An 11,839-nucleotide genomic window follows, 5' to 3' on the forward strand; every position below is an offset into this window, starting at 1 on the left:
CCACGTCGGGTGGTGTGCGAGCCGGAAACCGGGCAGGTGGTGCTCGATGGCTCGGACCGTTTGGGCAAACGTTTTTCTGGCGGAAACGTAGGAAGCGGGCGAGCCGTCGTCAAGGGGCGTGACGAAAGTATTTCCAATCGTGTCTTCATAGCTGTTCAGTGGGTGGGGATGGTGTCAGGATGAGGAGCCCGAAGTCATCTAGGAAAAGGATTGCGCGTGACTGCCGCTCCAGGGTCCCCCCCAACAAGACGGGCGAAGCTCGCCGATGTCGCCAGGCTGGCCGGCGTCAGCGTCGGGACGGCCTCGAAGGCGCTGAACGGCAGCGGCAGGATGCGCCCCGAGACCCGGCAACGGGTGCTGGACGCCGTGGAGGCGCTCGACTTCCGGCCCAACCAGCACGCCCAGAGCCTGCACACCGGCCGCAGCTGGACCGTCGGGCTGATGACGACCGACGGCATCGGCCGCTTCAGCACCCCGGTGCTGCTCGGCGCCGAGGACGCGCTCGGCGCCGGGAAGCTCTCCGTCCTGCTCTGCGACACCCGTGGCGACGCCATCCGCGAGCAGCACCACCTGCGCAACCTGACCGACCGGCGGGTCGACGGCATCATCGTCACCGGCCGCCGCACCGACCCACGGCCGCCCCTGAAGGGGATCGAGCCGATCCCCACGGTCTACGCGCTGTCGCCGTCCACCGACCCGGACGACATCTCCGTCGTGTCCGACGACCGCAGCGGAGCACAGCTCGTGGTCGAGCATCTGCTGGCGACCGGCCGCACCCGGATCGCGCACGTCACCGGCCCGGCACACCACGCGGCCGCCCGTGACCGCGCCCGCCACACCGTCGAGTCGCTCGAACGCTCCTCGCTGCTACTGTCCACCGGCCGGGTCCACTTCGGGGAGTGGAGCGAGGCATGGGGGCGCCGCGCCGCCGACGCGGTGCTGCGCACCGCACCGGACACGGACGCCTTCTTCTGCGGCAACGACCAGATCGCCAGGGGGGTCGCCGACACCCTGCGCGAGAACGGGCTGGACGTTCCCGGGCGGATCGCGATCGTGGGCTACGACAACTGGGACATCATGGCCCTGGCCAGTCGGCCGCCCCTGACCACGATCGACACGAACCTCGCCGAGATCGGCCGGCAGGCCGCCCTGCGCCTGCTGGACGCCATCGGCTTCGAGGCGGAGCCGGGCGTGCACACCGTCCCCTGCCGCCTCGTCGTCCGCGAATCCACCTGACCGTCCTGGATCGCCGCGCGGTTCGCAGCCGGGCGCGGAGCATGAGGGGTGGCCGGGCCGCAGGGGTTCGTCTCTTTCGCACCGGCGGAGAGTTGTCGGCCGATGGGGAGTTGCCGGCCGCCGGGGCGTGCGGGGCTGCTGCTGGTGGAGAGCTTCCGGCTGGTGGAGAGCTGCCGGTCGACGGAGGGAGGCTCTGAACGTCCTGGTGATGCAGGGGCTGCGGGGCTCCGGGGTCGCCGCGGTGCGGTTTCCCGTCGGCCGTCGTGTGTGTCGGGCGTGCGGACGAGAAAGTGTCGGGGACCCCGAAGGACCGGACCCCGCCGACGTGCCGCGTGCGCGCCGGTGTGCGCGGCGTATGGTCGCTCCGGGCCGCCCGTGATGCCGCATCGGTCGGGCGGTTACCCGCCCCCCTCGGTGGGGGTGGACCGGAGCGACCCTGGAAGTCCTGTGCGGACTCCGCATCTGACCTGCCACAATCAGCTCATGCACTCAGCGCGGGCGGCGACCCTTACCGAGGTGGCGCGTCGAGCGGGCGTGTCACTGACGACCGCCTCCAAAGCCATCAACGGCCAGGCGCGGGTCTCCACCGAGACGCGCGACCGCGTGCTCAAGGCCGCCCGCGAACTCTCCTACACGCCCAACCGCATAGCGCGGGGCCTGACCACCGGGCGGAGCGGAACCGTGGGGCTGGTGGTGGTGGACAGTCTGGCGCAGCGGTTCGCCCTGCCGATCCTGCTCGGCGCGGAGGAGGCGCTCAGCGAGATCGATCTCAGCATGATCATCAGTGATGCCCGCGGTGACGGGACGCGGCTGCGGCAGATCGTCGACCGTTTCCGGCAGCGCAAGGTCGACGGCGTGCTCGTCGTCGGAGACAACAACGCGCTCACGCCGAGGATCGGCCGACTCGACCCACCGGTCGCCTATGTGTACGGGGAGACCGGCGGGAACGACGTGGTGCATGTGCCGGACGATCTGTCGGGCGCCCGCGCCGTGACGGATCACGTCCTCGGTCTGGACCGTCGACGGATGGCGGTGATCACCGGCCCGCGGTCGGGGCGGGCAGTCGTGGAACGCGTGAAGGGCGTTCACGAGGTCGTGCGGGCACACGGAGTCGAGCTCGCGCACAGCGTCGTGCACACGCAGTGGTCGCAACGGTCAGGGCGCGCCGCCGCGGAAGACTTGCTGCTACGGGTTCCGGACGTCGACGCGATCGTCTGCGGCTCCGATCAGCTCGCCGCGGGAGTGGCGGAGGCCGTGCGCGCCTCGGGCCGCAGGGTGCCGCACGATGTCGCGATCACCGGATACGACAACTGGCCGGTCTTCGCCCTGGAGACGGATCCGCCGTTGACGACGGTCGACATGAACCTGCAGACGCTGGGTGCGGCGGCCGTTCGCGATCTCTTCGGCATGATCGACGGCGAGCCCGTCGGTGGTGGTGTGCGGCTGCACGCCTGCACCCTGGTGGTCCGGGGATCGACCTCGGCCCAGTGACGCCGTCGATCTCGCGAGGAGCCCGGAGCGTCCCGGTCCGAGGCCGGTGATCCGGCGCGGGCCAACTCCGCACCGGCCCACCCGCGTTGATCGGCTCTCCGCGGGCGCCTTGGGGAAGCGCTACCTCAGAAAACCCCATCGTCAATGACGTATGCGTGTCTGATTCTATTGACACCACTCTCACCTTGCGGAAATATCGCCGCAACGTCGGCCTCTTCAGTAAGCCGATGAGCTGCTCATTTCGAAAACGCGGTCACCTCGGACATCTCTCCGCAGGCCGCGTCCCGCTCTGTGTTGCACGCCGGGAAGGCTGTGCAGTGATGAGGAAGCGCTTCCTCAATCCATCCTCCTGCGAACCTCCTGCAAGGGAAGGATCCCCCGTGTTCCAGCTGTCTCCCACGGCACGCCGCCGCAGACCTGCGCCGTCGCGCTCGCCCAGGACCTCATTCTCACCCGTGAACACCGCTCGCCCGCGCCGACGCACGGCGGTCACGACCGTGCTGGCTTCGCTGACGACGCTGCTCGGCCTCGTCACGGCGGCCCCCGCCCACGCCGCGGGCAACACGCTCACGGTCAACGTCGGTACCACGGTGCGCCCCGTCACCCACGTGGCCGCCGGCGGACTCTACGGTGTCGACACCGGCACCACCCCGCCGCTGAGCCAGCTGTACCCGCTGCACGTCAACAACTTCACCCAGCCCCCGCCGGGCACCCAGCAACTGGGCAACGGAGCGACGTCGCCGTGCTGTGACGCGCTCCAGGTCGGGAGCAAGATCATCGATGCGGGCGGCCAGCAGTACATCCGTCTGCCCGACATCTTCAGCACCTTCCCTTACAACTGGGTGAGCTGGGCCGACTGGGAATCGAAGGTCCACACGATGGTGCAGGCCCGTATGGACGCCACCGGCACCACGAACATCGCGGGCTACGAGATCTGGAACGAGCCCGACGCGAACTGGACGACCAGCACGGGCGGTAACGCGGGCACGTTCGACGACGCGTGGACGCGCACCTACGGGGACATCCGAGCCGTCGACACCCGCACACCGATCATCGGCCCTGGCGAATCCAGCTACCACCACAGCTGGATGCTCGACTTCATGCAGAACGCCAAGAACACCAACACGCTTCCGGCGGTCGCGGTGTGGCACGAACTCGGGAACCTGGGCTACCAGAACATCCAGGCGCACGTCGACGACTTCCGCGCCATCGAGACCTCACTGGGGCTGTCGCACCGGCCGATCTCGATCAACGAGTACGCGTCCCCGACCCAGGTCGACCAGCCGAGCATCGGCGTGCACTACATGGCCTCGCTGGAGCGGGCCGGCATACACGACGCCGAGCGCGCCTACTGGTACGAGGCCGGCACGATGAACGGCCTGCTCTACAACAACCAGCCCACGGCGTCCTACTGGGCGTACAAGTGGTACGGCGACCAGTCCGGCAACATCGTCGAGACGGTTCCCCAGTCGTACCTCGACGGCGTCGCCTCCTACGACGCCAGCCGCAAGCAGGTCAACGTGGTCTTCGGCGGCGACGGTGGCGACAACACGGTCAAGGTCAACGGCCTCGGCGTCCTCGGCTCGCAGGTCACCGTGACGCTCTCGCGCACCGAGAACACAGGGCGCACGACGAACGAAGCCGCCCCGGTCACGGTGTCGACCGCGACCTACACGGTGGGCGCGGACGGCAGCATCAGCGTCCCGGTGACCGGCATGGACGCCGTCAAGGCGTACCAGCTGCTCATCACGCCGACCACGGGTACGCCGACCTGGCAGCAAACCTACGAGGCGGAGAACGCGACGGTCGTCAACGCCAACCGCCTGAGCTCCACCACCGCCTCCAACGGCGGCTACGTCGGCCAGATCGACAACAAGACCGACATGCGTGACGACAGCTTCGTGGACTTCCTCGTCAACGTGCCCACGGCGCGCTCCTACACCATGACCGTCAAGTACGCGAACGCCACGGGAGCGAACTCCACCCAGGGCCTCGCCTACGACGGCGGCGCCTGGTCCTCGATCACCTACCCGCCGACCAGTTCCGGCTGGGGCAACCCGACGGGCACCGTCAGCGTCAGCGTCAACCTGCATGCCGGTTACAACATGATCCGTCTCGCGAAGGGAGCACCCAGCTACGCGGGAGGCACCGGTTACGCGGAACTCGACAACATCACGCTCTCCTGAGAGCGGACGAGTTCTGGGCAACGTCTCAGCTGGTGTGCGGTTCAGGACCTCGATCCGATGTCCTGAATCGCACAACCCGTGGCTTCGGTTCGGCTCGCCGGGGCTCAGAACCTGGCCGACAACGGCCGGCTCTGCGTCCGATACAACGGCTGGCCCCAGGGCTGCCGCCGCACCGGGGACGAACACGCTGTCCACCGACGGCCGCCGAGGGTGGCGGGTTCGAGTACTCCGCGCTCGATTCGGGACGTTGGCAGGACGCAGGGAATCGCACGTGGCTGCCTCGGGGCGTTGGCGCTGCGGAAGTGCTGTGTCGTTCGTGCCGGTGGCCAGAGTGCTGAACACTGTTCGCCTGACGCCGGGCCCCTTGCCGACAGGCATGCGCCGAACCGCCGCACGGTGGCTCGCTCCGGGGAACCGGTCTGGAAGCCGGATATCCCGAGAGCGGGGGAGTGAGAGGCAGGCGAGACCCCGGACCGGGGCTCAGTCGGCGTCGGAGGACGGTTTGCGGAGCGTACCCGCCGACCGCGGCCCAGGTCGACACGGTCATCCGCTCCGCACTGCACCAGGCCGACGAGCGCGCCGTCGCCGAGGTCGCCGCCTGCCTGGCACGGGCCGAGGACTGCACCGAGGTGAGGGGCAAGGTCGGGCTGCGCGGACGGATCGCCGCGGCCTTGCCCGGTGCCCCGAGGGGTCGGTGCGCGAGGTGGTCTATCCGGCGGCCGGCGGAGAGAAGACGCTCAAGGACCTGGTCGCCGAGATGGAGGCGACCAACGCCGCCTTCGCCCGCTCCAAGCGGGAGGTGTTCAAGTCCTCCTCCGGCAACCACTACCGCGCCGGGCTGACAAAACTGCTGGAGGTGCTCGACTTCCGCTCCTCCAACGACCGGCACAAGCCCGTCATCGAAGCCTCGGCCCTCATCGAGCGGCACAAGGACTCCTCCTCCACCACCTACCTGCCGCTCGGCGAGACCGTCCCGTTGCAAGGCGTGGTCCGCGAGGTCGGCGCCCGGTTCCGGCTCGCCCGACCTCTCACCGGGGGCCTCCTTCGGCCATGGGAGAAACCTGCGGCTCCCGACCGGTTCACCTGCGCTGACGTCCGGTGCGCTGTGTAGCCTCAGCCTGCGCCGGGGGAGGTGAGCGGAGTGAGTTGGTGGATGTCGTGGCGGAGCCGTAGGGCCGCGATCTCGGCTTGGTCCGGCGGCCCCGAGGCGCTCAGAAGGTCGGTGAGTTCCTGGAGGTAGGTCTCGTGCCCGGCCGGGGACACGAGGAAGAGCATCCGGGCGGGTTCGGCGCCGGGGTTCGAGAATGCGTGAGGGCATCCGGCGGGTACGAACATGAAGCTCCCGGGGCCGCCCCGCATCACCTTCGCGCCGGTCCCGGACTCCCAGGAACGCCAGTCGCCGGTGGCCTGGGGGGTGGGATGGAAGGCGAGGAGGTCGAGTTCGCCTGCGAGGACGTAAAACACCTCCTCGGCCCGGTGGTGCAGGTGCGCTCCGACATCGAATCCCGGCGCGACCTCGGCCTCGAACGTCGACCAGGTCGTCGACTGTTCCGCACCAGCCTTCATGGTCATGGTCTGGATTCGGCGGCCGCCCCCGGGCGGCAGCAGCAGTCCATCGGTCATGTCTCCTCGTTTCAGGGGTTCAGGGCTTCCATCCGGTGCTGCGCAACCAGGTCCCGAGGTTCATCAGGCCGGGGTGGTGCTCCCGCAGAGCCGAGATGTCGGGCAGGCCGGCAGGTCGCTCGTTGAAGAACGCGAACATCTGGGCGAGCTGTTCGTCGAAGGCTCGTATCTGCTCGACGGGCACCTGACGCAGCCGTGCCGGCAGGCCGCAGTGGCGGCCGAAAGTCTCGGCGATCTCCGGAGGCGTCAGGACATCCCCGGCGATCTCGACGGTCCGGCCGAGGAAGTGCTCGGACCGGTCGAACGCGATCGCGGCGAACGCGCCGATGTCGCGTACCGCGATCAGTGGCATCGGAATCTGCGGTCGTACGGCGAGGCCGAGCACCAGTTCCCCGTTGTCCAGGACCGGGCGGTTGTAGGTGGCGAAGTTGTCCATGAAGGAAACGGGACGCAGGATCGTCGCCGGGAGTCCGAGCGAGCGGAGGTGCTCCTCGATCCGCTGCTTGCTTTCGTAGTACGGGATTCCGGAGTGAGCGTCCGCGCCATTGAGCGAGCTGTAGACCAGGTGCTCGATGCCCAACTCCCGGGCAAGATCCGCCACTGCCTTTCCCCGCCGTTCTTCGGCCACCACGCCTTCGGGGCTGATCCGGGGGCCGACCATCATGGTCAGCACGAGGAACACACCCTGTACGCCCTTCATCGCCTTCCGGAGCGACGTCGGATCGTCCAGGTCGCCGACGACAAGGCCGGCTCCTGCCGTACGCAGTGCTCTGGCGCGGGGTGAATCAGGGTCGCGGACCAGGGCTGTGACCGGCCGGCCGCGCGCGAGCAGTTGCTGTGCGGTCGCGCCGCCCTGTTGACCGGTGGCACCGATGACCAGCACGGGTCCCCTGTGATCTGCCATACGAAGCTCCTTGCGGAAATGGCCGGGCCGTCACATGTCGCACGGGGTCGGGTCGGCGTGGGGCGGTGTCCAGGAGGACCGGCCGGCAGCCCGCGGTGCCGAACTCGTCGCCTTCCTCGTGTGCCTGTCCTCCGTGGGAAGGACGGGCACAGTGCGGTGTCAGCTGCGGCCCGATGCCCGCAGAGCTGGGCCTCCGGGTTGTCCCTCGCGCTCTTTCCTGTCCGGGACCACGGTGCGCGGCCGACCGTCGGCGAACCTTGGGTAAACGTTGAATCCACTGTTCGAAGGTGCTATGCCAAGGTGGGACTTGACACTCGGGGGCGTGCTGTGAGGGTTGAGTTCGATTTACTCGGCGGCGTCGAGGCGCGAGTGGACGGCCGAATCGTTGATCTGGGTCATGCCCGGCAGCGGTGTGTGCTGGCAGTGCTGCTTGTGGACGCCAACCGGGTGATCAGGGTGGACCAGCTTGTCGAGCGCGTCTGGGCTGACCGTCACCCGCAGCGGGCCAGGAACACGCTCTACGGCTACCTCTCCCGTCTGCGGCAAGCTTTGGCCATCGCCGAGGGGGCGGATATTGTCCGGCGATCCGGTGGTTATGTCCTCGACGTCGAGGCGACTGCAGTGGATCTGCACCGTTTCCGTGACGTTGCCGCACGGGCCCGGGCGGCCGTGCGGAGCGAGCAGGACGAGCAGGCTGCAACTCTGTTCGGGCAGGCACTCGGCCTCTGGCGGGGAGATGCCTTCGCGGGTCTGGACACCCCTTGGATCAACGCCCTCCGCGACGCGGTCGACCAAGAACGGATCGCGGCCGAACTGGACCACACCGACGTTCGGCTCCGCTGCGGTCAGCACACCGGACTGTTGGCCGAATTGGCCGCCCGGGTCGAGACACACCCACTGGACGAACGACTGGCCGGCCAGTTCATCCTCGCCCTGTACCGCTGTGGCCGCCCGGCCGATGCCCTCAGCCATTACCAGCAAACACGGCTGCTGCTGGCCGAAGAATTCGGCTGTGACCCTGGCCTCCCGCTGCGGCAACTGCACCAGCAGATCCTCACCGCCGATCCCGCACTGAACGTCCCAGCCGCCGTCCCAGCCGCCGGGCCTGCTCCGAGATCCGCACCCGCTCTCGTGCCGCGCCCGTTACCCATGCCCCCGCCGGTGCGCACCCCACGGGACGGCGCCGACCTGGCCTGCCCGCCGACACCGCAGCGTCCCCGGACAGGGAGCCACCTGGTTGGGCGGGCAGCGGAGTTGACGGTCCTCGACGGTGCGATCGAGGACGCCTTGGCCGGTGCGCCAGGGGTGGTCGAGGTGGTCGGGGAACCTGGTATCGGAAAGACACGGCTGCTCGGCGAGCTGGGCGAGCGCGCGAGACAGCGCGGCTTCGTGTCCTTGGCCGGCCGCAGTGTGGAGTTCGACCGGGCTCCGTACGGTGCGTTCGTGGACGCCTTGGACGACCACCTCGGCACGGTGGACTTCCTCCGGCTCCGTCACGACGGGTCACCGCCCGGCGCGTTCGCCCTGCTGAGTACGGTCTTCCCCGCGCTCTGTGATCGTTTCCCGACCGGGCCGGATCCGGTGACGGTCGAACGGTACTGGTTCCACCGGGCGGTGCGAACGTTGCTGGAGACGCTGAGTGCCGACGGCGGGCTCGTGCTCAGCCTGGACGACCTGCAGTGGACGGATGACGGTACTGCCGAGCTGATCGACCATCTGGTACGGCATCCGCCGAGGACACCGCTGCTGCTCGCCCTCGCCTACCGTCCCCGGCAGGCCCCGCCGCGACTCGCTGCGGCGCTGGCCCGGGCGGGGACGGAGGGAAGAGTGGCCAGGGTCGAGTTGGGTCCGCTGTCTCCGGCTGAGGGAGCGGAACTGTGCGGGGCCAGGACGGATCACTGGCGTTTCCAACGGCTGTACGAGGCCAGCGGCGGCAATCCGTTCTACCTGGAGGCGCTGGCCCGAAGCGCCGGGAACGAAAGCCCGCCGGCGGCGCCGGCCGTCCCGGCACCTGCCGCCGGCGATCTGCCGCAGTCGGTGCGGGCCGTGGTGCTGGAGGAGCTGGGAGGCCTGTCGGCCACTGCGAGGGTCTGTACACAGGCGGCCGCGGTGCTCGGCGACTCTTTTGAAGCCGACATGGTGGCAGTCGTGGCCCAGACCGGTGAGGCACAGGCCCTTGCCGCCCTGGACGAGGTCGCGGAGCGGGACCTCGTACGCCAGGTCGGCTCCACGCGCCAGTTCCGGTTCCGCCATCCGCTGGTGCGGGCAGCGGTGTACCAGGGGGCCGGCGCCGGCTGGCGGATCGAAGCGCACACCCGGGCCGCGGACGGCCTGGCTCTGCACGGCGCACCGCTGACCGCCCAGGCGTCGCACGTTCAGCGTTCGGCGCGCGTAGGAGACGAACACGCCGTCGACGTACTTGTACGGGCCGCCCGTCAGATGATGACGATCGCACCGGCCACCGCCGCGCACTGGACACAGGAAGCCCTGCGGTTGCTGGGTGATCAGAGTCGACTGCGGCCCGAACTGTGGCTCCAGCAGGCCGATGCGCTGGGCATGGCCGGACGACTGCTGGAAAGCCGCGCCGTCCTGCGCACGGCCGCCACTCTCCTGCCCGCGCGGGACCGGGGCCGACGGGCCCGGGTGACTGCCCTACGAGCCACCATGGAGTGGGCGCTCGGCCGGTACGAAGAGGCCACGGCTCTGCTGCTGCGGGAGTTGGCGGACCACAAGGGCCAACTGCAGCCTGAGACCGCCACTTTGGAGTTGGGCGTCGCGGTGGTGGCGCTTCGTAAGAACGACTTCTCCACGGCGATCGATTGGGGCGAACGCGCGTTGCGTTCGGCGGCACGTATCGGCGACCCGCCGCAGACCACCGCGGTCCGCGCCCTCCTGGCCCTGGCGCATACCTTCGCGGGCGACGCCCGGGCAGCCGACTACCTCGACCCCGTGGTGGAAGTGCTCGACGACACCGACGACCAGGAACTGGCCGGGCAGATGGACACGCTCGTCATGACAGGCTGGACGGAGATGCTCCACGGACGCTACGACCCCGCACTGCGCCATCTCCGGCGAGGCCTGGATGTGTCCCGCCGCACCGGCCAGAGCCTCGTGCTCGCCGATCTCTTCGCCGCCTCCGCCTACGCCTACCTGTGGCTCGGACGCCTGGACGAGGCGGCGGCCTACGCCGACGACGCCCTGGAGGCGGCGTCACTCGTCGGCAGCGGCGAGCCGCGCTCGTTGGCCGAGGTGGTGAGCGCGGCAGTCCTGATGTGGCGGGGAGACTTCGTCGGAGCATTGAAGATCTGTGAGGAGTCACTCTCTTCGGCCGGCCCCGCACCGGGAGCGCACCGGTCGGCGATGGTCGGGATGCTCGGCCAGACGCTGCTGGTCAACGGCGATCCGGAGGGCTGCGTCAGCAAGGTACTGGAAGCGGGCGGCGGCCCGCACCTGCTCGGGTTCGAAGCCCCGGTCCGCCCGATGTGGTTCCGGCTGCTGGCTGTCGCGGAACTGGCCCTGGGTGACGTGACAGCTGCCGAGATGTGGGCCGACCGAGCAGCCGCTGCCGCAGGGCTCGATCTGTCGCCCGGCTGGCGTGGGTTCGCGTTGCAGGCCCGTGCCGAGGTACAACTCGCCCGGCAGAACCCGGCGGCGGGTCCCACTGCGTGCCGGGCCGCTGCCGAGTTTCGCGCGGCCCGGATGCCCCTCAACGAGGCTATGGCCCGGCTGACCGCCGGTACCGCACTGTCCGCCTCCGGCCGTCAGGCCGAAGCACTCGCCGAGCTGGAACAGGTGAAAGCCTTGGCGGATACCTGCGGGACCCTCGTCCTGTCCGAAATGGCTGATCACGAACACCACCGAATCGCCGTCGGGACCCCGCCTCCGACAGCTGGTACGACACCCGGCACATAAGGTTCCCGAACAGCACGAGCTTTGGTGGAGTACGTTCTCGCGGTAGTCATTCCGGCTTCCCCAACCCCGTCGACGCCGATCGCACCCGCGCCGTCTCCTGATACAAGACCCGAGGGTTGGCCAACCTGACCGGGCCGGCCCGGAGGCTTGGAAGACTGTCGTGGTCGAGCCGGCTCTTCCGTGGCTTCACGGCCTGTGCCGGAGCTCCGCCCCGGCTCGGCAGGGGCGGCGGAAGTGCGCTTGTTGTTCGTTTTCGACCCGGACCGTCAGGCCGTGATCCTGGTCGGCGGCGACAAGGCGGGCAACTGGTTCGGCTGGTACCGCGTCGCGGTGCCCCAGGCGGAGCAGGCGTACGCGGAGCATCTGAAGCGAATCGATGGACAGGACGGGGCACGATGACTGATCACCTCAAGGACCCGCAGGCCGTCTCCTGGGGAGACCTGGCCGAGGATTTCGCCTTCACCGATGCCGAGATGCCGAAAAGGAC

8 protein-coding genes and 1 pseudogene are annotated in these 11,839 nt (G+C 69.2%); 7 read left to right on the plus strand and 2 right to left on the minus strand.

The features are described from left to right. The first annotated feature begins 216 nt into the window (after window positions 1-216). The 4 genes from ACWC09_RS42050 (at window position 217) to ACWC09_RS42065 (ending at window position 6,024) form a co-directional block, all read left to right on the plus strand. On the plus strand, window positions 217-1,236 hold the full coding sequence (locus tag ACWC09_RS42050; protein WP_450856321.1) for a LacI family DNA-binding transcriptional regulator: 1,020 nt from the start codon (window positions 217-219) through the stop codon (window positions 1,234-1,236). 483 nt (window positions 1,237-1,719) lie between these two features. Further along, entirely contained in the window at window positions 1,720-2,727 is a 1,008-nt protein-coding gene (locus tag ACWC09_RS42055; RefSeq protein WP_450856322.1) for a LacI family DNA-binding transcriptional regulator, read from the plus strand. 455 nt (window positions 2,728-3,182) lie between these two features. After that, window positions 3,183-4,913: an RICIN domain-containing protein gene (locus ACWC09_RS42060; RefSeq protein WP_450856323.1), complete on the plus strand. Its 1,731-nt coding sequence runs from the start codon at window positions 3,183-3,185 to the stop codon at window positions 4,911-4,913. A 694-nt stretch (window positions 4,914-5,607) separates the two neighbouring features. Further along, window positions 5,608-6,024 (plus strand): hypothetical protein, encoded by a 417-nt coding sequence (locus ACWC09_RS42065; RefSeq protein WP_450856324.1) that lies wholly within the window; start codon window positions 5,608-5,610, stop codon window positions 6,022-6,024. Window positions 6,025-6,026: 2 nt separating this feature from the next. Here the strand turns inward: ACWC09_RS42065 and ACWC09_RS42070 are convergent, their stop codons facing one another. Continuing rightward, window positions 6,027-6,536, minus strand: a complete 510-nt coding sequence (locus ACWC09_RS42070) for a cupin domain-containing protein (protein ID WP_450856325.1) — start codon at window positions 6,534-6,536, stop codon at window positions 6,027-6,029. Window positions 6,537-6,555: 19 nt separating this feature from the next. Continuing rightward, window positions 6,556-7,440: an NmrA/HSCARG family protein gene (locus ACWC09_RS42075; protein WP_450856326.1), complete on the minus strand. Its 885-nt coding sequence runs from the start codon at window positions 7,438-7,440 to the stop codon at window positions 6,556-6,558. 18 nt (window positions 7,441-7,458) lie between these two features. Here ACWC09_RS42075 and ACWC09_RS42080 point away from each other — a divergent pair. From ACWC09_RS42080 to ACWC09_RS42090, 3 genes and pseudogenes are all read left to right on the plus strand, one after another. Beyond that, a pseudogene (locus ACWC09_RS42080) lies at window positions 7,459-8,436 on the plus strand (AfsR/SARP family transcriptional regulator); the annotation flags it as partial. Between the two features lie 165 nt (window positions 8,437-8,601). Next, window positions 8,602-11,352 (plus strand): ATP-binding protein, encoded by a 2,751-nt coding sequence (locus ACWC09_RS42085; protein ID WP_450856330.1) that lies wholly within the window; start codon window positions 8,602-8,604, stop codon window positions 11,350-11,352. 195 nt (window positions 11,353-11,547) lie between these two features. Then, the gene (locus ACWC09_RS42090; protein WP_450856331.1) at window positions 11,548-11,751 is read left to right on the plus strand and encodes a type II toxin-antitoxin system RelE/ParE family toxin; all 204 of its coding nucleotides are present in this window, start codon (window positions 11,548-11,550) and stop codon (window positions 11,749-11,751) included. The last annotated feature ends 88 nt before the right edge of the window (window positions 11,752-11,839 follow it).

This window comes from Streptomyces sp. NPDC001617 (assembly GCF_053596855.1).